Source organism: Brevibacterium sp. (assembly GCF_031179145.1).
Lineage (GTDB): Bacteria > Actinomycetota > Actinomycetes > Actinomycetales > Brevibacteriaceae > Brevibacterium.
Genome location: NZ_JAPSIB010000024.1, coordinates 24,979 through 49,426 on the forward strand (window position 1 = coordinate 24,979; position 24,448 = coordinate 49,426).

At 62.3% G+C, this 24,448-nt stretch carries 30 protein-coding genes; 8 read left to right on the top strand and 22 right to left on the bottom strand.

What is annotated here, in order from left to right:
* Positions 1–4: 4 nt before the first annotated feature.
* The 6 genes from RIT73_RS15395 to RIT73_RS15420 form a co-directional block, all read right to left on the bottom strand.
* Positions 5–2,176 (bottom strand): DUF262 domain-containing protein, encoded by a 2,172-nt coding sequence (locus RIT73_RS15395; RefSeq protein WP_309132977.1) that lies wholly within the window; start codon positions 2,174–2,176, stop codon positions 5–7.
* A 425-nt stretch (positions 2,177–2,601) separates the two neighbouring features.
* Positions 2,602–2,724: a hypothetical protein gene (locus tag RIT73_RS15400; protein ID WP_309132978.1), complete on the bottom strand. Its 123-nt coding sequence runs from the start codon at positions 2,722–2,724 to the stop codon at positions 2,602–2,604.
* Between the two features lie 14 nt (positions 2,725–2,738).
* Positions 2,739–2,927, bottom strand: a complete 189-nt coding sequence (locus RIT73_RS15405; RefSeq protein ID WP_309132979.1) for a hypothetical protein — start codon at positions 2,925–2,927, stop codon at positions 2,739–2,741.
* Positions 2,928–3,019: 92 nt separating this feature from the next.
* Positions 3,020–3,763, bottom strand: coding sequence for a hypothetical protein (locus tag RIT73_RS15410; RefSeq protein WP_309132980.1), 744 nt, complete (start codon positions 3,761–3,763; stop codon positions 3,020–3,022).
* Between the two features lie 57 nt (positions 3,764–3,820).
* Complete coding sequence (locus tag RIT73_RS15415) at positions 3,821–4,105, bottom strand: hypothetical protein (protein WP_309132981.1); 285 nt, start codon at positions 4,103–4,105, stop codon at positions 3,821–3,823.
* A gap of 58 nt (positions 4,106–4,163) precedes the next feature.
* On the bottom strand, positions 4,164–4,718 hold the full coding sequence (locus tag RIT73_RS15420; protein ID WP_309132982.1) for a dihydrofolate reductase family protein: 555 nt from the start codon (positions 4,716–4,718) through the stop codon (positions 4,164–4,166).
* 103 nt (positions 4,719–4,821) lie between these two features.
* Between RIT73_RS15420 and RIT73_RS15425 the strand changes: the two genes are divergently transcribed.
* Positions 4,822–5,457, top strand: a complete 636-nt coding sequence (locus tag RIT73_RS15425; protein ID WP_309132983.1) for a TetR/AcrR family transcriptional regulator — start codon at positions 4,822–4,824, stop codon at positions 5,455–5,457.
* On the opposite strand, the gene RIT73_RS15430 is transcribed toward RIT73_RS15425, so the two are convergent.
* The 5 genes from RIT73_RS15430 to RIT73_RS15450 form a co-directional block, all read right to left on the bottom strand.
* Positions 5,440–5,904 carry a GNAT family N-acetyltransferase gene (locus tag RIT73_RS15430; protein WP_309132984.1) on the bottom strand — a complete coding sequence of 155 codons (465 nt, stop codon included), beginning with the start codon at positions 5,902–5,904 and terminating at the stop codon, positions 5,440–5,442. The two genes, RIT73_RS15425 and RIT73_RS15430, sit on opposite strands and share 18 nt — an antisense overlap.
* A 152-nt stretch (positions 5,905–6,056) precedes the next feature.
* Positions 6,057–6,494: a DUF6357 family protein gene (locus RIT73_RS15435; RefSeq protein ID WP_309132985.1), complete on the bottom strand. Its 438-nt coding sequence runs from the start codon at positions 6,492–6,494 to the stop codon at positions 6,057–6,059.
* 88 nt (positions 6,495–6,582) lie between these two features.
* On the bottom strand, positions 6,583–7,161 hold the full coding sequence (locus RIT73_RS15440) for a hypothetical protein (protein ID WP_309132986.1): 579 nt from the start codon (positions 7,159–7,161) through the stop codon (positions 6,583–6,585).
* Between the two features lie 117 nt (positions 7,162–7,278).
* A complete protein-coding gene (locus tag RIT73_RS15445; protein WP_309132987.1) occupies positions 7,279–7,542 on the bottom strand; it encodes a hypothetical protein in 264 nt (87 codons plus the stop codon).
* A 438-nt stretch (positions 7,543–7,980) separates the two neighbouring features.
* Positions 7,981–8,715: a LuxR C-terminal-related transcriptional regulator gene (locus RIT73_RS15450; RefSeq protein ID WP_309132988.1), complete on the bottom strand. Its 735-nt coding sequence runs from the start codon at positions 8,713–8,715 to the stop codon at positions 7,981–7,983.
* A gap of 197 nt (positions 8,716–8,912) precedes the next feature.
* Here RIT73_RS15450 and RIT73_RS15455 point away from each other — a divergent pair, with 197 nt between their 5' ends.
* A complete protein-coding gene (locus RIT73_RS15455; RefSeq protein ID WP_309132989.1) occupies positions 8,913–11,447 on the top strand; it encodes a hypothetical protein in 2,535 nt (844 codons plus the stop codon).
* Positions 11,448–11,626: 179 nt separating this feature from the next.
* On the opposite strand, the gene RIT73_RS15460 is transcribed toward RIT73_RS15455, so the two are convergent.
* From RIT73_RS15460 to RIT73_RS15480, 5 genes are all read right to left on the bottom strand, one after another.
* On the bottom strand, positions 11,627–11,941 hold the full coding sequence (locus tag RIT73_RS15460) for a HigA family addiction module antitoxin (protein ID WP_309132990.1): 315 nt from the start codon (positions 11,939–11,941) through the stop codon (positions 11,627–11,629).
* Positions 11,916–12,197 (bottom strand): type II toxin-antitoxin system RelE/ParE family toxin, encoded by a 282-nt coding sequence (locus RIT73_RS15465; RefSeq protein WP_309132991.1) that lies wholly within the window; start codon positions 12,195–12,197, stop codon positions 11,916–11,918. Before RIT73_RS15465 ends, RIT73_RS15460 begins: the two co-directional genes overlap by 26 nt.
* A 116-nt stretch (positions 12,198–12,313) precedes the next feature.
* Positions 12,314–13,012, bottom strand: a complete 699-nt coding sequence (locus tag RIT73_RS15470) for a hypothetical protein (protein ID WP_309132992.1) — start codon at positions 13,010–13,012, stop codon at positions 12,314–12,316.
* 132 nt (positions 13,013–13,144) lie between these two features.
* Positions 13,145–13,819, bottom strand: a complete 675-nt coding sequence (locus RIT73_RS15475) for an alpha/beta hydrolase (protein ID WP_309132993.1) — start codon at positions 13,817–13,819, stop codon at positions 13,145–13,147.
* Positions 13,820–14,198: 379 nt separating this feature from the next.
* A complete protein-coding gene (locus RIT73_RS15480; protein WP_309132994.1) occupies positions 14,199–14,753 on the bottom strand; it encodes a GNAT family N-acetyltransferase in 555 nt (184 codons plus the stop codon).
* Positions 14,754–15,959: 1,206 nt separating this feature from the next.
* Between RIT73_RS15480 and RIT73_RS15485 the strand changes: the two genes are divergently transcribed.
* The 5 genes from RIT73_RS15485 (at position 15,960) to RIT73_RS15505 (ending at position 18,401) form a co-directional block, all read left to right on the top strand.
* Positions 15,960–16,721: an AbiV family abortive infection protein gene (locus tag RIT73_RS15485; protein ID WP_309133005.1), complete on the top strand. Its 762-nt coding sequence runs from the start codon at positions 15,960–15,962 to the stop codon at positions 16,719–16,721.
* 108 nt (positions 16,722–16,829) lie between these two features.
* Positions 16,830–16,979, top strand: coding sequence for a hypothetical protein (locus RIT73_RS15490; RefSeq protein WP_309132995.1), 150 nt, complete (start codon positions 16,830–16,832; stop codon positions 16,977–16,979).
* 9 nt (positions 16,980–16,988) lie between these two features.
* The gene (locus RIT73_RS15495) at positions 16,989–17,957 is read left to right on the top strand and encodes an ImmA/IrrE family metallo-endopeptidase (RefSeq protein WP_309132996.1); all 969 of its coding nucleotides are present in this window, start codon (positions 16,989–16,991) and stop codon (positions 17,955–17,957) included.
* Positions 17,954–18,226 (top strand): hypothetical protein, encoded by a 273-nt coding sequence (locus tag RIT73_RS15500; RefSeq protein ID WP_309132997.1) that lies wholly within the window; start codon positions 17,954–17,956, stop codon positions 18,224–18,226. The genes RIT73_RS15495 and RIT73_RS15500 overlap by 4 nt, the downstream gene beginning before the upstream one ends.
* A complete protein-coding gene (locus RIT73_RS15505) occupies positions 18,213–18,401 on the top strand; it encodes a DUF4411 family protein (RefSeq protein ID WP_309132998.1) in 189 nt (62 codons plus the stop codon). Before RIT73_RS15500 ends, RIT73_RS15505 begins: the two co-directional genes overlap by 14 nt.
* 887 nt (positions 18,402–19,288) lie before the next feature.
* Here the strand turns inward: RIT73_RS15505 and RIT73_RS17260 are convergent.
* Both RIT73_RS17260 and RIT73_RS15510 read right to left on the bottom strand, forming a co-directional pair.
* Entirely contained in the window at positions 19,289–19,555 is a 267-nt protein-coding gene (locus RIT73_RS17260; RefSeq protein WP_375295020.1) for a DUF6602 domain-containing protein, read from the bottom strand.
* A gap of 281 nt (positions 19,556–19,836) precedes the next feature.
* On the bottom strand, positions 19,837–21,024 hold the full coding sequence (locus RIT73_RS15510) for a protein kinase (RefSeq protein WP_309132999.1): 1,188 nt from the start codon (positions 21,022–21,024) through the stop codon (positions 19,837–19,839).
* Positions 21,025–21,175: 151 nt separating this feature from the next.
* On the opposite strand from RIT73_RS15510, the gene RIT73_RS15515 reads away from it, so the two are divergent.
* On the top strand, positions 21,176–21,619 hold the full coding sequence (locus RIT73_RS15515; RefSeq protein WP_309133000.1) for a hypothetical protein: 444 nt from the start codon (positions 21,176–21,178) through the stop codon (positions 21,617–21,619).
* A 165-nt stretch (positions 21,620–21,784) separates the two neighbouring features.
* Here the strand turns inward: RIT73_RS15515 and RIT73_RS15520 are convergent, their stop codons facing one another.
* The 4 genes from RIT73_RS15520 to RIT73_RS15535 form a co-directional block, all read right to left on the bottom strand.
* Positions 21,785–22,105 (bottom strand): HigA family addiction module antitoxin, encoded by a 321-nt coding sequence (locus RIT73_RS15520; protein WP_309133001.1) that lies wholly within the window; start codon positions 22,103–22,105, stop codon positions 21,785–21,787.
* The gene (locus RIT73_RS15525) at positions 22,080–22,361 is read right to left on the bottom strand and encodes a type II toxin-antitoxin system RelE/ParE family toxin (protein WP_309133002.1); all 282 of its coding nucleotides are present in this window, start codon (positions 22,359–22,361) and stop codon (positions 22,080–22,082) included. Before RIT73_RS15525 ends, RIT73_RS15520 begins: the two co-directional genes overlap by 26 nt.
* Positions 22,362–22,501: 140 nt before the next feature.
* Positions 22,502–23,266 carry a hypothetical protein gene (locus tag RIT73_RS15530; protein ID WP_309133003.1) on the bottom strand — a complete coding sequence of 255 codons (765 nt, stop codon included), beginning with the start codon at positions 23,264–23,266 and terminating at the stop codon, positions 22,502–22,504.
* 112 nt (positions 23,267–23,378) lie between these two features.
* A complete protein-coding gene (locus tag RIT73_RS15535) occupies positions 23,379–24,143 on the bottom strand; it encodes a DUF5343 domain-containing protein (RefSeq protein WP_309133004.1) in 765 nt (254 codons plus the stop codon).
* Positions 24,144–24,448: the final 305 nt, after the last annotated feature.

A 24,448-nucleotide genomic window follows, 5' to 3' on the forward strand; every position in this document is an offset into this window, starting at 1 on the left:
GTGACTATGACTCAGAGCCTGCGGGAGCAGCGTTCTGGAACTCTGCACGGACGTCACGGAGGCGGCGACCATCGCTGACTGCCCAGAAATACCATCCGTTCGTCGCCTTCTTCCTCAATGCATGGCCGGCGGCTGACGGCGTCGTATACCGTTTGCCATTCAACTCAATGTCGCCCTCAGCTGTCAGCAGCGCTGTCTTCCCTTGGAAATCTCGGTGCGTCGCAAACAGCTTGTCTCCTCCGGCAAGCAGCCCCACTTCAATCAAGTGCTTCAGCTCGACCCAGTCACCTGCCTTGGCTTGGGGATCAACGACCTTTCCGTGGTGCCCCTCGGGCACAGGCCAGACTTTCAGAATGGCATCGATCAGCTCTGAAGTGCGAATGTCTATGTGTTTCTCATCCCAGGCGAGGTGTTCGGTCCTGCTTACGACTCGACCGGTAAGCGTGATTGTGTTGTGCTGCAATAGGGCAGCCCGCTTGGTGGGCCAGGCCCCGTTGGATACTTTGGAATTCAGTGACTTTGTGAGGAGGGTGAGATTGCCCAGTCTGTGCACCCTTGCTTCACGCTCCGCGGCAGCTTCTTCGGTTTCTACCGGCCAAGTGTCTTTCCAAGTGCGTGGCAGCAGGTGCTCGATTGGATAGTCCTTCCGCTCGACCTGCGGTTGGCCAGTCTCTGCGCGGTAATAGTCCTCAACAGCTTCGAGGAACATGCGCAGGCGACCTCGGGGATAGCGGGAATATGCCGCTTCCGTGCTGAGCGTCCGCCGGACCTCCTCGTCACCGGGCCAATAGTTGCTGGTGACGTTGAGACGAGCGAGACGACCGATGACACGATCAGCCAGCTCGTCAGCGAGTGCGTCGACGTTGGCGCCGATCACGTCAGCTACGATGCGCCCCAAGTCGCTCCCCGGCAGCCGAAGAATCTGTCGACGATAGACCCAACTTTCGCCGGCTTGAATGACCCGATCAATTGCGTCCTGCAAGAGCTTGCGCCCCGGTTCATGCAACCAGATCAGCAAGGGCTTCAGCACCTCGACGCCGCTGACTCGCATCCGATAGAAGGACATGGCCGCAGAATCCAGGGTTCCGCCGCGTTGAGCTGCCGCATCAGTCCATCCCTGGTACTGCTGGGCCTGGTGCTTGATCAGCGGTAAGAGTTCAGCCATCTTCTGCCCCGACTCGTGTTCCACCCACGACTTGAACCTGGTGAAGGTGGCCTGCGGACTGACGTCTTCCCCGGTTCTCGAGACAAGCCACTGGTTGAGGAAGAGGGAACTGCGACTGACCAGGTTGCGCCCGACACTCACTTCCTGCATCCAGAACTTCGTCTCGAAGGGCCAATCTTCGCGATAGGCCTTCCCGGTGTCCCCGCCCTCGGCCTCGAGGCGTTGAAACACGAAGTTGCGCACCAGGTCTGCGGCTGTGAGAGGAGTCCCGCGTGCGTTGAGGGTCTCAAAGATCTCCTGTGAGTTCTCTGCTGCGTCCAGCTCAATCGAAACGAGTTGCAATCCATCCAGAAGAACATTCGTCAGCTCCTTAGCCCTGGCCGAGTAGTCATCCGTGCCGGCCAAACCGAGCCACTGCGCCACGACACCCGAGAAATAGCGGTGCGCGGCAACGATCTGAGAATCAGTGTGTGAAAGTTCCTCGTAATCAATAGGAGGGTCTGCGGCCATCACCTCGTCGAAAGCTTCCCTGTCCTTATTCAGATGGTGGAGCTTGAGTCGGCTCTCCCCATCTTCGACATACTTGTCGGAGTTGTGCGTAAGGTCTTCAAGCTGACCGGCAAGCTTCGAGTGGTCAGTCTGCGCGAACAGTGCGCAGGCTGCATCAGCAAGAATCTGCAATGTAGTCAGACGTTGCTGGCCGTCGATCACGTTCCAAGCCGTGAGGCGCCGACTTTGTGCCTCCTGCGCCTGAATCACGACGGCTCCGAGAAAGTGTATGGGGCTGCGGTGCGGTTCGGCGATCCGAAGTTCTGCAACTCGACGCACATCGTTCCACAATGGCTCCCACTGTTCGTCCTCTTTCCATACATAAGGGCGCTGAAACAGCGGGATGACGAAATGCTGCGGTAGGTTGAACAACTGCATCGGTGTTCGCTTGAAGGTCTCCACGCGCTCAAAGATACCGCAACAGTCGTACCCGAGTATCTTTGTGACATAGCTCTGCTTCATGTCCAAAAGACTCGCGATGTCTTCTAATCGTGCACGGCTGGCCGCCGGCATCGCGCTCAGCTTAGGTCACGATGTCGTCCTTGGGATCCTCAGCGTACAGTAGCGCCGGGAACTGCTTCGAGGATCGCTTTGATCCGAACTAAGTCCTTGGCCGTTGCTCGACGCATGGCATTCTCGATGAGCGGTACGGGCAGTTTGGCAAAGCCCGACGGTGTCCCACTGTTGTGCAATGTCATCAGGGCTGCGTCCGTTCCATCCGACTCCCATGTATTGGTGGTGCACATGGGGAACGGGCCGTTGGAGGTCCGCATCGTCATGCGTCTACGCGGTTCATACTCGGTGATTTCGTAGGTGTACGCGAGCGATCTGCCCAGAAACCGAGCTTCGAAATCGATCTGTGACCCCACCTCGGCGGAAGGTTCCGTTCACCACCGCACGGCGCGGACATTGGCGTACCACTCGGGTGCGCTGTTGAGATCGGCAGCATATGCCGCCACCACCCTCGCCGGGCGGTTGATCACGGTGTCGACTGTGACTTCCACTGACATGAGACACCGGACGACTAGTCGCCAGCCTCGCGACTCTCGTCTACATCAGATTCAGTCCGAAGCGCGTCGGCGACCTCTTCCTCGGGGCGCGGCGCGATCGACTCGTCGTCTTCGAGTTCGGGGCTCGTGAAGTCCCCCGGGACGTATTCGTGCTCGTGCTCGTGCTCGTGCTCGTGAGAAGGGTGTTGCTTCGGGTCAGACATGTCGGTTCCTCCCTCGCGGTGACATCAGGGTACACCCGGCGATCAGTATCGAACGGGCAGTCATCCCGATGCGCCGCATTCGGACCGTGGGCTCATGCCCATTTCTCGAGCTCACGGTCCACTCGTGGGTCCGCGCGAACCCACACCTCACCGGTGGCAGCTCCAGCTGGAGTGTCAACAACTTCAAGTCCCATGGCCTCGACCGTTGTCAGCAGCTCATCTCGAGCCGGGCCCACCTCGTCGATGTCCCGGCTGTCGAAGAGTACGTGGTACACCTCGGAATCACTGACATATTCGTTGTATCCATTGTCCGCCCAAACCTTGCAGAACCGCGTCAGCAGTTGCCGGTCAAGTTTGGGCAGCTTTGTGATTTCTCGGCGCCGCTGCTCTTCTCTGTCCAGCTCTCGAGCCCATGCGAGCTCAAGGTTCTCGAATGACGCGTCGGGCAGAAGAGTGTCGCGATCCGGCGTCCATGGCCCGTACTTGTCAATCGCGTCATAACCGCTCGAGGCAAATGAGACTATGATCGTCGCTGCGTCTGTGCGGCGTTCGTAGCGGCGGTAACTCGTCTCAGGATTCTCACTTTGCCGCACGCGTCCAAGGATGCCGAATTCTGTTTCAATGATGAGCACCTCGTCGGTGAGCACATGTTCGAGGCGAAAGGTCGAGTTCTCTTCGCTGACATGCTTCCTGACGAAGTTGTTGAAGGCCGTCGAGAATTTGAGGTGGTCGCTGTCGCCCATTGTGAATGAGCGCTTGTGCCCCTGCTCGTCTCGAATTGCCAGCTTCCGTTCGCTCACATCACGCCCGTTGATTCGATGGCCGGTTCCAACCATGTACAGATCCTAGAACACCGCGAGGCGTCAACCGAGCCCCAATGAGACGACAAGAGTTCATCTCGAGCCACCGTCGAGTTGTGTGCGGACGACTTGCCACTGATCCCAGCACCGCTCGGGGTCGATGTCAGCATAACCGCGCTGCTCCGTGATCGCGTCGGCCACAGATCTCCTGACTCGGATGCAGACGGAACCGTCACGCAGGTCGAGCACCTCCGCCTCGGTGAGGGGGCTCCCTTTCGAACGCTCAGCGGCCAGCAGCACCGCAACGAGCGGCGGAGAGAAGTCGAGAACGAACTCGTCATCGTGGGCCATGTTCGACATCATATAGCGGGTCTTCACCCCTCTTCGGCTGGCAAGCCTGCGTTGCCGAGGGAACGCCTCGATCACGGCCGGGTTGTCAGGCAACCGCTGAGGGTCCGACGCGATAGCGCAAATGTGCCTCGCCGGCATAGGCTGCGGTCTCGACGCGTTCGAGGTCGATACGCCTGTCTAGGCCCGCGAACAGTGAGATCCCGTGACCGAGCAGAATCGGCACCACATGCAACTGAATCTCGTCGACCAACCCCATCTCGAGGCATTGCCTCGCGATGCTGCCTCCCAAGAGACTCACTGACCTGTCTCCGGCGTCCTGCTTGGCGAGCTCCACAGCTCGCTCGAGGTCATCGACGACGAAGGTGTACGTGGTGCCATCCTTCTGGACCGGTTCGTGAGCGCAGTGAGTCATGAGGTAGACCGGCACCTGCAGTCCGCCACCATACGGAGCCTCACCGTCCTCAATCGTCTGCGCCTTGTTCGCTCCCCCGACGACCGCACCGATCTCTACCACGACCTTCCGGACGAGGCTCTCGTCCTCGGGAGCGACGGGGAAGCCGAACATCCAGTCGGACCCGCCGTCCTTGTCCGCCATGAATCCGTCGAGCGACACCGTCGCGTGAATGATCACCTGTGCCATTGTCCGAACCTCTCAGAAAGGTGAGTCCGTTGACTCACCTTTCTGAGACTAGCCCTCGCTATGTCGTGAGTCAACCCACTCACCTCAGTGGCATACTGGTGACATGTCAAGAGAGATCTCGGCGTACCACCGCCAGGTCGCCGCGGCCAACCGCGCGGCCATCCTCGATGCCGCCGCGGCCCTGTTTCTCGAGTCGGGCTACGATCGGACCTCACTGGCGCGCGTCGCAGCACGTGCCGAGGTCTCGAAGGCGACTCTGTTCAAGCAGTTCCCGACGAAGGCGGTGCTCTTCGAGGCCACAGTTCTCGCCGCGGGTGACTCGCCCGAGGAGGAACTCGTCGATCCTCCACCCGGAGACTTCCACGCAGGTCTGGTTGCCCTCGGCACCGCGTACGCGGAGTTGCTGGCCCGCCCCCGGATGGTGGACCTGATGCGACTCGTGATCGCCGAGTCGCCACGCTTCCCTGAGTTGCGCGAGCGCACATTCGACTTCGGCACACTTCCCGTCCTCACAGCTCTGACGCGCTACTTTCAATCCGAGACCGCCGCCGGAAACGCCGCCGTCGACGATCCGGACGTGGCGGCGCCGCAGTTCCTCGGTATGATCGCCACCGTTGCCTTCTGGCCGCGCCTCGTCCATGGCAACTGGTCGCTCAGCGACGACGATGTCCGCAAGGTCATTGACGAAGCATCTCGGACGATGACCTCCCGCTACGGGGCATCAGCAACCCGTTCCTGACTGCTTCAACTCCATGTGCAGGATCGGATACGGAAGCCCGTCGCCGTCCACTGGGCTTCGACCGCTTACGGCAAAGCCTGCACGTTCGTAAAAGCCCAGTGTCAGCTCATTCTGCTCATTGACATCAACTGTGGTCACATCGTCGGTGACGATCGCCTGCTGCAACAGCTTTGAGCCGATGCCGCCGCCACGGTGACCAGCATCGACGAACAGCATTTCCAGCTTGCCGTCGGCCGTGCCTGCAAATCCGACGGACCTCCTATCATGTTCCGCGACAATGAGCGTGACGCTCGGCAGGAATTCGGCTTCGAGTCGCGCCGCGATAGCTTCTCTATGCTCCAGTGCAAGGAAACCGTGCGTCGCCTCCACGGCCGTGCGCCACACAGTCACCAACCGGGGATATTCCCCCGCATCTTTCACCGGTCGGATCACAAGTTCCTCAGCCATGTGAATGGACCTTAGTCACCCGTCATGATCTGGGCAACAGCGCACCCTACGAGCGCCCGGACGCTCGCGCAGGACAGGCGGTAGGCTGAACAGGTCGTACCCCGCACCCCCTGCGGCACTGTATGGAAGTGATTCAGGCGGCACGCCAGCGACTACCGCGGGACTCGTGACCAGTCAGCACTTTCCGTGGCCGACTGCATCGCCTCGGCGACCCTGCCCCGGCCGAGCAGCGAGCGACTCGCGCCGTGGGCGAGGATGAGTCGACGGTCCCAGCGGATCCGGACGAAGAGTGCGTCGACCTCGTCGGGCGTCCCCAGCCGTACTGGGTCCAGAAGCGCGGCGGCCGCACCCTCATCCCACGGTCTGCGTGTGCCAGCGTCATAGCAGAGAGGGAGCAGCGCGCAGTGGAGCTGCAGGTGCCGAGGTAAGCTGTCCCGCAAGACTCGTCCGTGCTCCTCGCTGATGGGTACGGTGAACTCCCTGGGATCGTGGAGGGCATCGGCCCCGCCGATCACCAGAAGCCGAAGGACGCCATCGAGCATCATCACGGATGGCATCCAGTTCGAACGGGTGAAGACAAACTCACGCATGGGCCAATTCTCCCTCGTCGTCGGGTTCCGCCATGTCACGCCGCGGGCCGCACGGTGGACGGGTTCTCGCCCACCAGACAGCCGACGGTCAGAGGATCTTGGCGAGAGCCCAGACGAGTACACCGAGACCGACGAGGACCGCCAGGAGGGAGGCCGGGCGCATCGCTCGTTCGAAGGACGTCACAGACCCTGGATAACGCCGGTGAGCGCTTTCCGGCGTGAGGCACTCGGGAACGATCTGCGGTTCTGTCGCGAGCGGCGCGAGTTCCTGCAGTGCGGCACCTCGGCAACGCGGCGTATATGCCGCCACCACCCGACCTTCGCCACGGAGCAGGACACGAGGAGTGTTGGCAGAGGCGAACAGGCCAGAGATCTGGAGACGCTGGAGCACGATGATCTCGTCGACTTCCTCTGCGGGGACGACCCGGCGTGGCTGTAACACATACCTCAGCTCGATCCGATGACGGTCGATATGAGTTTCGACATAGAGCGGAAAGACGATGAGCCCCGCTAGGAGGGCGACTACTCCGACCGCCGCGAACGCGACTGCGGGGCCGACGAGTCCGCTCACCCAGTCAGCCCGGATCGCGAACACCGCCACGGTCGCACAGACCACGGCCACGATGGCGGATAGAAGCATGAACACCCGCCCGGCAATGATCGACACGCTCGAATTCTATAATGCCAGTCGTAGATGGAATTCGTCCGTTTGCCCTTGAGAGGGTGCTTGGCGGACCGTGCGGACCCCTCCCGGGTGGTCGGGGCGATCCTGTCAGGGGAACACCTAGCGCCGTTCTGCAGCGCTGGTTCTTTCGCTCAGCGAAGCTCGGCGGACTTCCGCTGCCCGCTGCTCGCGGACCAAGATTGTGCCGGCAACCAACCAAGACACGAACATGGCCAGCATCATCACCGCAATGACCGTAAGCCAAACGGTGTCTCCGAAGTCAGGAGCTGGAACCGCGCCCTGAGCCCTGGCGATCCAGTCGCTGACGGCGCCGAAACAGAGCAGGCCAGTGATAGCACCGAACGGCACGAGGGTGACGATCATCCATCCTATGCGACTCCGGGCACTGCGAGGAGGTTTTCTAGCGCCGACATTGAGGAGAGCTGCTGGCATACTCCATCTACTCCTGACTCGACGCGTTCCGGGGACTTCTCGTTCGGATCCGCGGCCCTGCCATTCCTACTGGCTCTGGTCGAAATCGTAACAGAGCACGCTTGCAGGTTGGATCTTCGGGACAAGGTTCCAACGCATCGAGTAGACGCTGGTACGAGATCGCCCCAGGATGTTGAGTCGCTACCTCGCCCACGCCGGACTCCGCCGTTGGCGGCTGTCCTCATCGACAGTGACATACGAGACCGACAAGCGCGTCGCTCCGACGGATAGGGCCAGCTGGCCCAGATCGTGCTTGTCCCCCAGGCGCGACCACTTGAAATCATCGCGCTGCGATCGCACAGTCCGGCAGGGTTCCCACGACTGCCAGCACTAGCCGGACAGCAGGCCGAGGTCTTTTGCGCGCTGCACGGCCACCAGGCGATCATTGCATTGCAGCACGACATACAACTCGCCGAGATGTTTGCGCACAGTTCGTTCGGTGACGCCCATGCGGTGCCCGATCGCCCGCGCTGTGTGGCCGGCCGCCAGATGCTTCAGGAGCACAAGCTCTCGGGGCTTCACACGCACATCGGAGAGCCGCTGCAGTCCAGTGCGCGTTGTCTCAAGTGCGATGAGAACGGGCAGGACCCTGTTGGCAAGGGCGACGTCTCGATCGGTGAAGTCGGACCCGGTGCGTGTGAAGGTCCACCCTGTCCCGATGCCGGGCGCAACCATGCGCGTCATGAGCCCGAGTTGATGTGCCGGACCGAAATCGCGATAGACCTCTTGGTAGAGCGGGGTCTGGTGCCATTGCGTCTGCGACGCCACATCCGACATCCGACGAGGCGAGCGGTCGTGGGGGAACTCCTCGTAGTTGCGCACACCTTGGTGTGTTCGGCCGTACCGCGCAAGGCCGGCAGCACGCACGTCATTGATGTCCGAAGATGCGCCGCAGACGATCGCCCGGCCCGCAGCGAAATCTACACCGGCCCAGATGACCTCGTCCGCGGGCAGCATTCCCGCCAGCAGGCCGGATGCCTTGGCGTCGTACTCCGTGGTACCTGACAGTTCCATGAGCTCATGGGCAAGATCGATGACTGCGGCGTCCCGCGGCCGAATGGGCATCGCGTTCCTCCCTGCTTCGCTGTTCCAGGAGTGTGCTGCCAGTGTCGACGTGTGAGATCGCCTCATCCGTCCGAGCCGAACGGCCACGAACGGCAGATGTCAAGTGGCGTATCCGACACTACTCCCTGGGCGGTGCCGAGAGAATACTTGACCTATCTCGACGCTGAGGGCTCGGGAGTTCCACGAAGGAGTTGGAGATGTACACACTTGTGGCATTCGCGGCCGGCGATGGCAGTCAGCTGACTGCTGAAGGCGGCGGAGGCGAAGAGGTGCTCGCCAACCGTGGCGGGATCGGACCGTGGGAGACCTTTCGCGTGTTCAATCGGACCAGCCCGGGCGCGCAGCTGCGTCATGGCAATTCAATTGTGCTGCAGGTGAGCGATGGACGATTCATCGCCGCGAATGATGACGGTTCCGTGCAGGCCGCGCAGGCCTGGATCGATACGGCAGCCGTGTTCACCTTGGAGCGTGTCGCCGGAGCCGGTTTCGTCGTCTCCGGCGATGCGGTCGCTCTCCGCTCTCACGATGGGAGGTTCGTCGTAGCCGAGAACAATGGCGGCGGTGCGGTGAACGCGAACCGGACTCGCCGAGGCCCCTGGGAGACGTTGAGAATCACGACGATGGGGCACCAGCTAGTCCGCCTTCGCGCATGGACCGGAAAGTACGTCACTGCCGAAGGCGGTGGTGGTCGGCAAGTCACAGCCAATCGCGATGCAGTCGGCCTGTGGGAGACTTTCGCTCTCGTCAACTTCTCGCGGGCCTCGAGCCGGTTCTCCGGGGGTGACACAGTCGCACTGCGAACACTGAGCGGCGAGTACGTGCGTGTCACCAGCCTCGGCGAGGTCGATGCGGGGGCCAACCAGGCCCGCGCCGATGCGCGTTTCCGGGCGATCGCGGCGAGCGGCCGAGTCGTTGGTCACCGGCAGCGCGTCGCGTTCCAGTCTCTGCGCACCGGCAGGTTCCTGACCGATCGAGCGGGTGCGATCGACGCGCGCAGCCGAACCGGAACGGGATCTGCGCTCTTCACTGTCGAGCTCGCTGAGCTGAACGGGATCGACTTCGGTTGGATTCCGGACGGTTCAACTGTCGCGGGCAGGCCGTTCGCCACTCCCCCTGCTCCGGCCCCTTCACCGCGAGATGTCCTCACGCTGCACTTCTTCGAGCGGGCCGGCGAACCGGTCACCACCAGCGCCTTGATCCGCCGCGCCCTCACCGGACCCGCGCCGAGCCTCTCCACATGGTTGGCGTCGATGTCCGGCGGCGCGTTCCACATCCGCGACGTCGGCGTCCACGGACCATTCTTCTCCACTCCTGTGCCTGAAGGCACTCCACGCGGGGCCGCGCACGCGCTGGGCCACGATCTGCTGCTGAGCGCTGCTGAAACCAGCAGCGTGCCACTGGCAGCGCTTGCAGAGGATGGGGTGATCGATGGCCGGCGGACAGCACTCGTGCACATCAAGGCCGGGGCCATTGGGGGCCAGGTGCATGGGGGCAATGCCCGGACCGAGTCAGGACTTCGCTTCGTCGGACGGGATGCCGGAGTCGGTGTCAGCGTCGATGTGAACGAAGCCTCCCGCGGCGTACTCGCTCACGAAGCTTCCCATCTGATCCTTGATGTCGTCGACCGGTACGGGGTTCGTGTGCCGATCCGTGGAGACCTCATCGCCAACCGGGTTTCCGTCGGCGGCTGGGAGCACTTCGTCATCGAACGAGCGGCCGGTGCAGGCACTGTGACCTCCGGAGACGAGGTGACGCTCCGGGCTCACGACGGTCGGTACGTGTCGGTCGACGGCACGCCGCCGAACTTCGTCAACACCGAACCGTCACGGACCGGCCCACCAAGAAGGTTCACGATCGAGGGCGTGAGTGGCGGCGTCATCGCGCACGGATCGCCGATCGGTCTCCGCACCGCCGCCAGACGATGGGTGACCACCGAGTTGGGCAGCGATGGCGTCGTCACCGCGAACCGGGCAGCGCGAGGACCCTGGGAGACGTTCGAAGTGCAGAAGCACGGCGGAGGCCTCGGGCAAATCGTCTCCGGTGACAGCGTCTGCTTCCTGAGCGCGGCCGACCGATTCGTGTCCGCAGAAACTGCGGGGCGAACTGCGGAGATCTCTGTTGCGGACCGCCGGCGGGGCTACCGTTGGGCAGGCTCGACCGGCAACGGACAGGGCGGCAGATTCGACAATGCTGATGCGAACTACAGCACGGTCATGCTGTCAGTCTTTGACCGCATCCGTCTTGGCTGGGTGCGCCCCCGGTACCTGACACCCGACAACCGAGGCTGTTACACGATCCGTCCATTCCTCGACTCCCGGGAGGCGCTGGTCCTCTTCGACCCGGTGAATCCGCACGAGTGGTACACCGTCGAAAACCGCCAGTTCCGCGAGAACCTCGATGAGGTCCCGTCTTCGGGACTCGTGATCTCGTGGGTGCAAGACGATCCGGGCTATTGGCAGTGGTGGTTGAACCGTTCGAACGACCCCGAACACCCCAACTTGGGCGAGCGACTTTCGCCTGCAGTCATCTCGGGTGCCGCACGCTCGGTGCCACCCAACATGCTCGCCCGTCCAGTCGTCTTCGACCACGCGTCAGTAACCAAGCGCAACGACCCGGCAGCGGCCTTCACCGACGGCGAGATCGTCCTACCCCTCGGCAATGGCGATCCCTCACGATTCCATCTGTCGTTCCGTGCCGCCGCTTCCGGAAAGGTGGCCCTCTGCCTGCACTGATCCCTCGGTTCTGAGATGAGCGCCGAGCCTCGTGCGACGGGTCCGCAGCAAGAAGATGCACGAGGCAGCGTTTGGCGTCCGGCAGGCTCGTCACATCTCCTTGACGGGACATATCGGGTGCGGAGGTGAACGCCTCATGGACTGCGGCTGCATCGACATCTGGGACGGCGCAGCCGCGCTCAAGCGATCTTCAGCGGAGTGATCTCGGCGAGCTGTTCAGCAACTCGATCCTCAGCAAGCTCCAGTTCGTAATGGCTCTGCAGGTTCAACCAGAATTGAGGATCGATTCCGAAGTAACGCCGGAGGCGCAGCGCGGTGTCTGCAGTGATCGAACGCTTGCCGTGCACGATCTCATTGATGCGTCGCGGCGGCACGCCGATCGATGCGGCGAGCTTGTTCTGAGTGATCCCGAAGCCCTTGATGAAGTCCTCCATCAGGACCTCACCCGGGTGAATGGGAGCCCACTTCTCAGTGGTAGCCGACGAGTTCGACATCGTCAGTACCTCCTTCTGTCCAAGTGAAACAGATCCGCCATTGCGCGTTCACGCGGATGCTGGGCTGCCCGCGCCGATCGCCGACCAGGCACTCCAGCCGGTGGCCCGGCGGGACCCGAAGATCCTCGACATCCTTGGCCGCATGGATCAGCTCGAGATTGCGCAGGGTCGCCCGCTGCACCGTCCGATCGAATCGCTTGATGTACTGCTCCTGCCAGATGCTCTCGGTGTCCTTGTTGCCGAACGATCTGATCACCGGCCCAGCATATGACGCAGGCCGTCAATAACGCTAGACGTTAAACCGGAACTCCCCGAGTTCCGCAGCCGAATAGCGTCACGCAGTCTGCGATATAAGGGGCACGGCCCCCTGGCCTATCCGGAGGTCCCGCGGTGCGCGACGCGGTAGCTCGGCTCGCGCAGCCTTCGCACCCAGGGGTAGGTGGTGGACCCGGAGAGAGGATGCCCTACCGGATCGAACCGAAGCTCGGCCGAGTCCGCCTCGGCGGCGGGCTTGAGCACGACGTCTGCGAATGGGTGCCACTTGTCGGTCGGCGCCGCGTGATAGAGCCGGACCCGCCACGGCTGCTCTTCGAGCGCCCGCCGCAGGCCCCCCAGGTCAGCCGGGAGCACTCGAGAGGGGACGCTCCGGGCGCAGATCAGCGCAGGTCCGCGCGGCGAGCGGTACGGCAGGAGACTCCCGAACGTCGCGCCCGTCGCCGAGCGCCGGGGCACGAGTACGAACCGAAAGGGGAAACCGATGCCGGTCGACGCGAGCAGCACATCCGCGCGCCGACCGTCGTCGACGTGGAATCGCAAGGCGAGACCGAGCACGTCCGGCAGTTTGTCGGGCAGCCCGACTCCTCGGGACAGCCGCGCGGTCACCTCGAGCGGCTTTCCCCGGATGTCATCGATCCAGCCGATGCCCGACGGCGCCGAATCACGAATCCAGGTGGCGTGCCCCGTCAGCACCAGCCCGCGCGAATGGATGGGGCGCGGATAACGGATGCGCCGGAGCAGAGAGAAGAAGCCGCCCAGCGCGGTTCCGGCCACCTCTACAGGTCGAGCGAACATGCAGCCATTATCCCAACCGAGCGGCGCCGTGGTAAGCCCCCTCCTGGCGGCCTCACACGTTGAACCGGAACTCCACCACTTTCCGGTACGTACGGCCATCTGCATCGAACGTCAGCGTACCTCGCGAACAGTTCATACCACGAGGTGGTGCTCGCGTAGAAAGCTGACGACGGGTGGCCACACTGAGCCGGGGTCGGTGAAAGGTGCGGCGTGGCTGAGTCCCGCAAGCTCCAGATACTCAGCCCGAGGAATCGCATTCGCCACTTCACGCGCACGTAAGGCGAATGTATCGCTGTCGAGCTCGAACCCCATCACGAGGCACGGCCTCTTCACGCCCCTCAGCGCCTCCAGCCTGTTCTGATATGAGGCGATGAACTCCGACGAACGCCGGCGGAGGTCGGCGTCTGGCCGATTACCCCATCCAGGTTGTGACTTCATGAAACTCCGAACGAAGGCGTCCTCGGAAAGCATCCCGGCAGGGAATGCTGTCAGCAGGCCGAGGACAGCGCGGACGCTGTCAGCCCCTTGCTCAGCCAGAGAATCCCATGCCTGCTGGAGCATCTTGTCGATCTCGTTCTGGCGACCGTAGGGAGCCAGCAGAACAGCCGAACACACCTGCTCGCCGGCCGCGAGCGTGACCTCCTGGCCGATCACCGCACCCTGCGACCATCCAACCAGCGACACCGGCTCTGCTCGGAGTTTCACAAACTTCGTCACACAAGCAACCACGCTTTGCCAGTCAAACTCGCTTGGACGATGCTCGAACGTCGTCACCCTGTACCCCGATGACACCAACTCATCTCTCACCTGGGCCGTCCAGGCTACGGGATCCGCGAGCGGATTACTCAGAAAGACCACTTCGGGCCCGTCGCCCCAGGTATGGACAATGCCAAGGTCATTCTCGCGAGTTCGACTCTCCACCGACCTACCCAATCAACTCCACGACACCGGGGCCACCCCGCACAGACGCCAGCCGGCGATCCCTCGCACCTCTAATGTTGTGCTGACCGGCCCAATCGCCCTTGAGCGCTTCGAGACGGTCACCGGGCGGGACTCCACAGCCGCACGGCGTTCTTGTCGTCAAACGCTCCGATCATCAACCTTGACTATAACCGAAGTTGTCGACGCCGCATACTCAACTTCAACTCCATCGAGGCCCTGCACGGAAAGCGATCTGCCGTAGCCCCTACCACGGACGTCCGCGCAGGTCGATGTCACCTTCCGGCCACAGCTCGAGGGGCACGGAGATCGGCAGGATGAGCAGGGGCTGACCCGGTTCGTCGACGGTAGGTTCGCCATCGCATCCGATCGACCTCTCGCGCGCAACGATTCGCGTCCACTCACAGGACGCGTAGAACGGGACGACTTGCTCTCGACAGCCCAGGTAGCCGAATGCGATGCCGCCGTGATCGCGCATCGACTGCGCTATCTGCCCCATGAGATCGACTCCGCGACGTTGCCCTCGTACCTCTTCGGAGATCAGGACACCACCGACTCCCGCGATTGCCACGGGTTCTTTGCCGACGGCGATCTCGCGGCGTGCCCATCCCACGTGGCCTACGACGCGGTTACTGATCCGTGCGATGACGTGAACGTCATGCGCTGCGTAGCCGTAGGGCTGCTCCGGGTTCCACTCCCCTAAATCATCGAGATACTCGGTGTCGAAGAGCCGCCGAAGCTCACCCAGATCGGCCTCGGCGAGATCCTCGTGGGCGAGGACCTCGATCGAATGAGGCTTCATGCGTCAACCTTCCTCGGATCAACCAGCTCGATTCCGATGTGCGCGAAATCTTTGGCCTTGCGCGTCGTGCAGATCGCCCCGTGCACCAGGCAGATCGCGGCAATCACCTCCACAAATCGCTGACATCATGATATCGCTCAAACGTCGGCGGGCAGGAGCCGCAGATTGACCATCTGCTACGAAAACCGCAACTGCCGTCCATTCGACCCACAAACGGCGTCGCCGGCGTCAAGGAGGCTGCCCACCCGGTGTCGCTCAAGGAAATGTACGGTCCCGCGTCCCGCGCAGCGGCAGTCGGGTCACGAAGCGAACTCTTCAACAGCATCGGCGAACTCCGCCACCGGTCGTCGACCATGCAGCTCGACTATTGCGCCCTCCCGAGCAGCGGTTCGAGATCCCGGCGCCCGACATTCAGTGACCAGGACTCGAGACAGACGCCGATTCTACGGACGAGATTGCATCTGCTCCCGGGTACGACTTCCTATGGGCTCTCCGGATCCGACCTGAGCGGGTTTATCGGCCAGTCGATGCCGTTGATCAATCGAACTGGCCTGCGTCAATCAATGCAGAAAGGCGAAAAGGAGACGCTACACGTTAAACCGAAATTCCACCGAGTTCAGGCACGTAGGGCCATCTGGGTCACGAGACACTTGCGCCCGACGGAACGACGTCGCCGTCACCGCTCCTCGTCATCGAGCCTCGGCCAGACTCTGCTGACTGGGCCCGAGCGCGGCTAATCATCTCGATGGTCGGCCACGTCCCCCGTGCCACTCGTTACGCAACAGGCTGGGCCGCCTCCGAAGCTCTGCCGGACCGAGGACGCGAGCCCTGACCAGAACCGACGACAAGAGGCCGCGATCTCTCGTTCCGGCAACAGCATCAGCCGAATAAGGTTGAAGGGAAGTAAAGAAACACGAATTACGAGCGGAGAACAGCGATGACGAGCTGCGCGGCTGAAGGCTGTGAAAACGTTGGAGCATTCAGGACGCGAACTCGCCCGACCTGGTGCCTTAAGCACCTGCAGGTCCTGTACGAGGAAGGCGGACTCATCCTTCTCGACAGCTTCACCAAGCCGTCCGACTACCTCTTAACTCGCTGCATACGCTGCGGCTTCGAGGGCCATTACCGGTTCGAGTACGTTATCGACCGCCGCAAGCACTCGGAACCAGTCTGCCGGGCCTGCTACTGGACCAGCTGGGCGAAGGGCTGCTCCGGGCGGCGCTGAAGGCTCTCGACGAGGACGACGCCGCGCTGGCGAGGTCGCTGGGAATCCTCGGCATGGAGGAGTCCGGCAAGGCGATCGCGCTGCACGAGCGCAGAGTGTACTTAACCCACAGCCCGGAGGGCGAGGAGTTCGTCGACGACGGGCTCAGGAAGCTATGGCGGGAGCACCACCTCAAGCTCGACATCGTGCACCGGTTCCTGATGCTGGAGCAGTACTGGTTCGGCGTCGAGCCCTCGAACTTGGAGGAGAACGCCGAGGTGCTCGGGAGGATCCAGGAGTGGAAGCACATGCACAACTCCTTCAAACAACGCGGCTTTTACGTCGACGTGACGGCGGAGGGAGAGCTACTGACTCCGCAGGGCGTCGCCGACCCGTACGCCGTGCGAGCGGTGCTCGAGCACGTACACCAGATCGGGTGGCAGCTGCGGCTCGGCGAGCACATCGAGGGCAGACGCCAGGAGGACAGGGAGCGCGCTGTGCCGCCGGCAACAGAAGAGATGATCGAGCGCATGAGGAGCCTCACCTGCCACATGGATCCTGTGCTGGTCGAGCAGGTGCTCGAGTCGATGCGCGAGGGCACCGAAGGCGAGGAGATCAGCAACGCCGCCTACGGATTCATACTGTCGGACAAGCCGCTCGAGAACGTGAGCCGGCCCGGCTACGAGGCCCAGGACCGCGAGCTGCACGCGCTGTGGCAGAGACTGCACGGCGACGACGAGAAAGATGCCGAGCAGGTCGAATGAACAGCGAGGCCATACGGCGATCCTACGCCTTGGACGCGCGCGCTCATCGGTAGACTGGGGAGAGAAGCACCGGTCAGAGCAGGCCGAACACCGAGCAGGAGGGGTCGAGTGGCACGCGCACCAATCGACGGCAGCACCCTCAGATGGGCCCGCGAGCTCGGCAGGGTACCCCGCGAAGAGCTCGCCAAGGCCCTCGGCGTCGAGCCCGAGCGCATCGACGCGTTCGAGTCCGAGGAGGGCCAGCCGACATTCCGTTAGCTGACGCTCATGGCTACCAAGCTCGACAGACCCTTGGGGTTCTTCTTTGCCCTCGCGCCGGCTGAGCCGGACGTGCCGGAGACTGCGGATTTCCGCGGGCGGGTCCACGACGAGCTCCCGCCCGGCCTCGCGCGCGATATGCGGCGCGCCGAGCAGCACCGCGACGCGATGCTGGACCTCGACGACCAGCCGCGAGAGCGCCTGGAACTCGTGCCGCTCACTTGGCAGACCCTCGCCCAGAGAGCCACGGACCTGCGTCGCCAGTTCGGCCTCCTGGACTCCTTTGTCCCGACCGAATCCCAGAACGGGCAGGTGTTCAACTTCTGGCGGGGCCTCATCGAGGCGCGCGGCATCCTGGTCTTCCAGACGACGAAGATCCCTCTGGAGACGTTCCGCGGCCTTTCCATCCACCACGATCGGTTGCCGATAGTGCTCGTGAACGGCGGCGACAGCGCCGCCGGCCGGGTCTTCACCCTATTCCACGAGATCGCCCACCTCGCCAACCGCACCAGTGGGCTGTGCATGCTACGCGAGAACGTCAACGAGGAGGCCCTCGCAAACGGCTTCGCTGCGAACTTCCTCATGCCCGAAGCGAGCGTCCGCCGTCACGTGGCGGCGGACGAAGACCCTTACGAGCTCGCAGTCAGTCTCGCGTCCGTCTTCAAGGTGAGCCCTCTGGCAGCAGCCGTCCGTCTCAAGACGCTCGACGTCATCGACGACGAGGACCTCGCGGAGGTGCGCGCGACCAGCGACGAGGCGTGGAAGAAGGTTCGGGACAAGAGGAAGAACAGCGACGGCTTCGTGCCCCCGTGGCGACTGCGGTACCGCGATCTCGGCAGCACTTACATCGGGGTGGTCGCGCATGCTCTCGAGGACCAGCGCGTCGACATGATGGACGCCACCTACCTGCTGAACGCGCGGATCCCCATGGTCGAGCAGCTGCTCAGCGAGTACTACCGGACCGGCGGTGCCGATTGACCTACACCCTGGACAGCAACATCCTCATCGGGCTCGTGCAGCGCTATCCGCGCGACATCTTCCCGGGCATCTGGGACAGCATCGAGGAGTCCGTCGCCCGCGGCGAAAGCTGCATCTGCGAAGCGGTGCATCTGCGAAGCGGTGCATCTGCGAAGCGGTGCATCTGCGAAGCGGTGCATCTGCTCGACGAGCGGCGAAGAACTTGCGACCGTGAGTGCGATCGGGCAGGCGCATCCCGGATGGGTCCAGGGCCAGTTGAACGAGGCTGACCCGTTCGTGATCGCCCACGCGAAGTTCGAGGGCTCGGACGTCGTGAGCGAAGAGAACCGCAAAGGCCCCGGCGTCATCGACAAGAACTTGAAGATCCCCAACGTCGCCGACGAGCACCAGGTGCGAGTGCTGAAGTTCTTCGACTACGTCCGCACGGAAGGATGGTCCTTCTAGGACATGCCTGGCTCTACACGTTAAACCGGAACTCAACCACTTTCCGGCACAGACCAACGTCTCCTGGGAGTGTCGACCGGCAGTCGACCGTCAGTCACCTTCGATCACGTATCCCCCGGAGTCACCCCTGTACAACGCCGTCCTCGCTGTTGATCCCCGATGGCCGAGACCACTCTGGAAGCTACCTAATCTCCGAAGACAGGCAGTCAGTCACATACATTGACAAACGACCCGCTCACCAAGGAACGTGCCATCCATAGGTCGTTGCGTACTCGGCCCCAAATGTGAAGTTATCCCAGTGGTTCCATGGGGTTTCTCTCACTCCTGCCGAAAGCACCTCGCTCGCGTCCCAGATTCGAGCTTTGTCGCGCCCGCCAGAGTCAGCGCCCATGAGCGAGAAGGAGTCGGCAAGCGTCTTGAGTTCATGGTCCTGAAGCGCGAGCCCCGAATAAAGTGAGGTAAGAAACGATGCCAGGACATCACCTTCACGGCGCGCGGGATTAAGCACGAACGCGGATCTAACATCCATGGCACTAAACATGCCGATAGCCGCTTGGCGCTCTTCCCCCGGTATGCCCTCGAACATTTGCGGGTGCGAAGGCACGGGCGGTCGAACACTCGTAATGTGATTCCAGGTACCCAGATCCGGGACGCAAACTAGATCTAGCGATGCGATCGGGCGCGCGGCAAAACTATGATCCGCCTCAAAAAGCTGCTTGGACACATTGTAATGGGGGGCGGGAAGAAGGTTGCTTCCATTCATGCGAGCTCGCGAGCAGCCCGAAAACGACCGATCGCGTCAGTTCGTTCCTCGGGGGCCTTCCCTTGTAGCCATCGTGTGCTGCAGGCGGGCACAAGATTGCGCAACTTGTTGAATCGACGAACTCTTAAGCGTTGATTTCACTGAGAACGCCGCGGCGACACCCCCCCACCAGAATGTGCGATTTAGATCGCAGTAACCTCGGGTAACTGGGTCGGAGGACAACGATATCGGTCTCTTCGGGTGGCTCACCATTGTCAATCTCGCCAACGATGTGCTTGTTCTTGACTACCTCGTACTGCGGCGGCAGCCAACTCTCGAGGAAGGTGGCCCACGCCGCTGCGACCTGCATGCCGGACTCCTGAACTCGTCCAGTCGTCGCCGATAGGCGCATAGGCGCGCGAATACTTCTTCATACTCCTCCGCCATTTGCGAGGAAGTCGAATTTAGCCACCGCAAGTGCTCGCCCGATAGTGGTTGGGGGTGTCCACCGAGATTGCCGAACCCATATTCCTCAGCGTCCTCGTAGGCAGTGGTTCCACTCACGAGCCCTCCTCCCATTTCATTGCCGTAGCCGAAGGTTAAGCTGGATCCCAACTACACATTGAATCTAAATTCAACCACGTCACCACGGTTAGCAACCAATGCCGGCGTCGGCAGGTACAGCAGGTCAGCCTACGCCGGAGCTTCTCTAGTCACGGTCGTGTCCAGAGCTTCGACATCAGCGATCAGCTCCATCACCGACTGATAGCGCCGGTCAGGCTGAGAGTCGATGCACTTGTGGATGATCTGCTCGATCGGAGTTGCATTGCTCCGCCCCAAGTTCTTCCGCCCAGTGAAGATGTAGAGCAACACGAAGCCTGCAGCGAAGATGTCATGGACAGCACCGAAGTCCTTGAACGAGCCGAGAGCCGGGTCGATCTTCGTGCCCTTGAGTTCGGTCTCCGTCATCGTGAACTCGGACCCCTTGAGCTTGGCCAGGCCGAAGTCGGAGAGCTTGACCAGCACAGCTGAACCGCCGAAGGTGCGGAGCAGGACATTTCTGGTGCTCAGATCCCGGTGGAAGTGCCCCTTGGAGTGGATGAAGTTGAGGCCGTAGAGGAACTGCAGCGCGATCCGCTTGCGGGTCGTCGGGCCGAAGCCTGGCTGGTTGTTGCGCTTGGCGACGTAGTCCTCCAGCGAGGTGTCGCAGTGCTCCATCGTGTACGACCAGTCCGACTCCTTGAGGTTGTAGACCTCGAGGACGTACGGGAACTGAAGCTCCTTCATCAGCTCGAACTCCCGTCGGAAGCGCTCCTTCTCCCGGTCATCAGCACCGGGTTTGAGCTTCTTCCTCGCCAGGGTCATGCCGTAGTTCGGGTCAGTGAACCGATGAACTAAGGCGAAGGCACCCTCGCCGATGGGCGTCAGCTTTACCGTGCGGGAGTCGGACACCGTCACGGCTTGGTCACCAAGGCTGAAGACTGGCGCGTAGCTCTCGACCTCGACGGGAGTGAAGCCTTCAGGGATGGGGCTCCCTCCACTCTCAACGAGCCATGCCGGTGCGTTCTCGATGACCCGCTGGTACTCGGGAGCCATGGTAAGCGAGTGACCGGCCTTGTTCAGTATCGTGCGGGCTTCGGCCAGGAGGTCGATGAGATCTAGCAAGTTCCTCGAGTTGTCGGCGTTGAAATGTCCGCTGCTACCGCCTCGGGCCTTGTAGTTCATGTGCTTGAACTCGACGTCGAGGCCAGCATGAATGTAGGCGAAGGCGCGGGGCAGGACCGGCTCCCGGCGGTACAACTCGAGGTAGGTGGAGTCGATGTCCTTCTCATAGAACGTGCGTTCGAAGCGCTCCACCCGCTCCTGCTCCATGGTCTTCATAGCTCTAGGCTATCGGCGACCTAGGACAGAAGGACGCCATCGAGTGAATGACCATTGGATAGATACAGAGCTAACCTGGCGTCGACACTCTCCTGGCGGGTCAGCCGAGCGGTTGGACGCGCGAGGTCTTTCGGGGCGGCAACTCCCAACCTTGGCGTTCGTGGATGTCCACGACCAGGGCCTCGGCGTTGTCCTGAAGCTTGGTCAGCGCCTTGGCATCGTGACCGACGGACCTGAATTGACGGAGGCTGCTGCTGAGTGCGTGTGCCCAATCCATGAGAGGCACGAGGTTGTTCACTCGCTCCTCGACACCGTCACCGGGCTTCGCGGCGTCCATGACCTGACGGCCGATCGTGGCACTGAGGACGTGCTCTGCCTCCAGCCAGGCGTCGAGACACTCCCAGGTTCCAAGCTGGTCGACCAGTGCGATCGAAGCGATCCTCAGGTTGGCCAGCCGGTCCTTGATGGGTTCAGCAAAAAGAAGAGCGAACCAGCGAGCATCGGTCGCTACCTTCTGGGACGCATTCAGGGCTTCATGGGAGCGCTTGTTGGCGAGGACGGTCCCAACGACGGCGACAATCAGCGACAGGACTGAGAGTACGAGAGCGAGGAGGTGTGCGAGAGAGCGTTCGGCGTTCGGCGTCCGCCAGGCCAGTCACATCTCCCTGACGGGGCATATCGGGTGCAGAGGTGAACGCCTCATGGATTTCGACTGCATCGGATACCCCGGGACGGCGCAGCACCACTCGGGATCCGACCGTCACGCGACCTTCAGGGGCGTGATCGCGGCGACCTTCTCGCGCAGAGCGCGACGCTCGCGCCGCAGCTCATAGTTCGACTGCAGGTTCATCCAGAACTCCTCGGACGTCCCGAAGTATCGCGCCAGACGGATCGCCGTATCAGCGGTGATCCCCCGCTTGCCGTGCACGATCTCGTTGATCCGGCGCGGCGGCACACCGATGGACACGGCAAGCTTGTTCTGCGTGATCCCGAAGCCCTCGATGAAATCCTCCAGCAGGATCTCTCCCGGGTGAATCGGCTCGATCAGGTCACCCTCAGTGGTAGTCGACGAGTTCGACATCTTCCGCACCTCCATCCCTCCAAACGAAGCAGAGACGCCATTGCGCGTTCACACGGATGCTGTGCTGCCCGCGGCGATCGCCGACTAGACCCTCCAGCCGGTTCCCCGGCGGGACCCGGAGGTCTTCGACATCCTTCGCCGCATGGATCAGCTCGAGCTTCCGCAACGCCGCCCGCTGCACCGTCCGGTCAACGCGCTTGACGTACTGCTCATGCCAGATACGCTCGGTGTCCTTGCTGCCGAACGATCTGATCACGCGGCAAGTGTATAACGGGAACCGTCAATAACGCTAGACGTTAAACCGGAACTCCACCACGATCCGTAGCCGATAACCATCTGCCGTTGGAGGGCGATGACGCCGTCCCAGCTCGTCGACAACGTCATGACCTCATACGACTAGTCCTCGATCGTCAGCTCGGCGTCAATAAATCCGCGAGTGACTGCCTCCGACATTTCCAGTTTTTCGCGCTCATCGTTTGCCGATCGGCTGGTCTGCCTTTCGAGTTGCTTCTTTCGTTTCGCGATCTCATCGAGCCGACTTCGCAGCGTCACAAGAGTAGTGGTCGCTTCGTAGCCTGCCGCCACGTCAAACACAGGAACCTCTCCGACCGGCGGCTTCGGATATCGCGGCTGCTCGGTGAGCATCCGGATAAGCGGCTCAAACGAGTCAGGGTCGGAGGGGTCTACCGACACGCGAGAGACCCGTTGCAAGTCGGGTGGGACAACCGATGATTCGACGTCCGGGAACATGACAACTACGGCTCGGCGCTGCCACGCCTCTTGGTCTCGGGTGAACAGCCCCTTCAACGCGTCGGCTTCCGCTGCGGCACCGGCACCCTCACGAGGTGGGTTCGTGCCACTCCAGCGCTCGGCCCAAGCCCTGGACATGACGATCAGCGTGTACTTGGCGCTCTCGACTTGGTGGGGACCGTAGCGGGTCCAGTCGACAGGTTCATCGAGGTGGAACAAGTCGACCTCACCGCGTATCCCGAGGAGCCGCAGCAGTGCCACGAACGCCGCGACCTGGGACTCCCAGTCACTAGCCTGCTCCCGCGTCCAGGTCGAATGCGAGTGCGCCCACGACACAAAGGCAGTGGGCGGTTCGACCGGCTCGCCCACCGTCACCGGGGCTGATTCCAACTGCTCGACGGGCAGGGCCACAGCTCCAGTTGAGGCCGATTCAGGCTGCGGGACCCGACCTGTCGTCCCATCGCCAATTGAACCAGCAGCCATCTGTACCTCTCGGACTACCCGGAGGCCAAGCCGCAGCCCATCATCCACGGCCATACAGATGCTTGGCCATGCTCTTGAAGATCGTGTCGATTTGGCTATCCGAGGCGTCCGCCGAGATATGAATCTGAACGTCAATGTGCAGGTTCGGCCCCAGCGTGTTGGCGGGGGAAGGCGGCGTGAGCGGCGGCGGCTGCTCGTGACGACCGGTGCCGACGGGCCGCTCTTCCCCGACTGTGTCGCCCTTCGGGGCGGACTTCTTCGCGGGCACAGCCGTGGTCTTCTTCGCGGGTGCAGCCGTGGTCTTCTTCGCGGGTGCAGCCGTGGTCTTCTTCGCGGGTGCAGCCGTGGTCTTCTTGGCCGCTTCCTCGGGCGAAGGCAACTTTGCTTTTAACAAAGTGAGGTACAGCTTGGCCTGGTTCATCGCGGTGGTCTGCCCGGTGCCCGCGTTGCGCATGAACCAATTGGCGACCTTTGCTGAGTCTTCGTTCGGGTCGTTCCAGGCGGATCTGAGTGCTTCCGGGTAGACCTGCTCCAGCACCCGCGCACAAGCGGCGGCGTACTCGTCATCATCCCGCAGGTCATGAACAATCTCGGTGTTCGGCTTCCCGTCCGAGAGCAGCACACCCACCGCTTTGAGCTGAGGAAGGATGTTCCGAGCGCCCTTTTCGGATGTGCCCAGCGCGGCCATAACCCAGTCAACGTCAACGACGGACGGCAGCGACTGACGCAACTTCGCTCGGACGCCGTACCACTGGCCCGCTGACATATACGGATAAGCGACCTTAGTCTCGCGCTGATCGGCCATACTATTGCTCCTCCACTGTCTGGCAGAACGAGTTTTGAATGCAGGCATGTTTCTGCGCCTCTCGGCTTTCCGCCTCGCTCAAACCTTTGAATGTCGGACAGACGAGCTTTCGTCCCCATGAGAAGAACCCACAGCAAGGGTGAGGCCAGAAGTTAGACCTGAACTCGACTATACGTTAAACCGGAACTCCACCACGTCGCCGCGGTTAGCGAAGGTCTGAAGCCTGTCACCTGGATGTGCTGGTCACGCGCTCGGGCGCGACGCCGCCGCCGATGGCCTCGAGGTCGCCGTACGGCTGTCCTTGG

Bases quoted from the DNA above. Each gene is read 5' to 3' on its own strand.
- RIT73_RS15395 (WP_309132977.1), bottom strand. From the start codon at position 2,176: ATGAAGCAGAGCTATGTCACAAAGATACTCGGGTACGACTGTTGCGGT.
- RIT73_RS15400 (WP_309132978.1), bottom strand. From the start codon at position 2,724: ATGTCAGTGGAAGTCACAGTCGACACCGTGATCAACCGCCCGGCGAGG.
- RIT73_RS15405 (WP_309132979.1), bottom strand. From the start codon at position 2,927: ATGTCTGACCCGAAGCAACACCCTTCTCACGAGCACGAGCACGAGCAC.
- RIT73_RS15410 (WP_309132980.1), bottom strand. From the start codon at position 3,763: ATGGTTGGAACCGGCCATCGAATCAACGGGCGTGATGTGAGCGAACGG.
- RIT73_RS15420 (WP_309132982.1), bottom strand. From the start codon at position 4,718: ATGGCACAGGTGATCATTCACGCGACGGTGTCGCTCGACGGATTCATG.
- RIT73_RS15425 (WP_309132983.1), top strand. From the start codon at position 4,822: ATGTCAAGAGAGATCTCGGCGTACCACCGCCAGGTCGCCGCGGCCAAC.
- RIT73_RS15430 (WP_309132984.1), bottom strand. From the start codon at position 5,904: ATGGCTGAGGAACTTGTGATCCGACCGGTGAAAGATGCGGGGGAATAT.
- RIT73_RS15435 (WP_309132985.1), bottom strand. From the start codon at position 6,494: ATGCGTGAGTTTGTCTTCACCCGTTCGAACTGGATGCCATCCGTGATG.
- RIT73_RS15445 (WP_309132987.1), bottom strand. From the start codon at position 7,542: ATGATCGTCACCCTCGTGCCGTTCGGTGCTATCACTGGCCTGCTCTGT.
- RIT73_RS15450 (WP_309132988.1), bottom strand. From the start codon at position 8,715: ATGCCCATTCGGCCGCGGGACGCCGCAGTCATCGATCTTGCCCATGAG.
- RIT73_RS15455 (WP_309132989.1), top strand. From the start codon at position 8,913: ATGTACACACTTGTGGCATTCGCGGCCGGCGATGGCAGTCAGCTGACT.
- RIT73_RS15460 (WP_309132990.1), bottom strand. From the start codon at position 11,941: ATGTCGAACTCGTCGGCTACCACTGAGAAGTGGGCTCCCATTCACCCG.
- RIT73_RS15470 (WP_309132992.1), bottom strand. From the start codon at position 13,012: ATGTTCGCTCGACCTGTAGAGGTGGCCGGAACCGCGCTGGGCGGCTTC.
- RIT73_RS15480 (WP_309132994.1), bottom strand. From the start codon at position 14,753: ATGAAGCCTCATTCGATCGAGGTCCTCGCCCACGAGGATCTCGCCGAG.
- RIT73_RS15495 (WP_309132996.1), top strand. From the start codon at position 16,989: ATGGCTACCAAGCTCGACAGACCCTTGGGGTTCTTCTTTGCCCTCGCG.
- RIT73_RS17260 (WP_375295020.1), bottom strand. From the start codon at position 19,555: ATGCGCCTATCGGCGACGACTGGACGAGTTCAGGAGTCCGGCATGCAG.
- RIT73_RS15510 (WP_309132999.1), bottom strand. From the start codon at position 21,024: ATGAAGACCATGGAGCAGGAGCGGGTGGAGCGCTTCGAACGCACGTTC.
- RIT73_RS15520 (WP_309133001.1), bottom strand. From the start codon at position 22,105: ATGTCGAACTCGTCGACTACCACTGAGGGTGACCTGATCGAGCCGATT.
- RIT73_RS15535 (WP_309133004.1), bottom strand. From the start codon at position 24,143: ATGGCCGATCAGCGCGAGACTAAGGTCGCTTATCCGTATATGTCAGCG.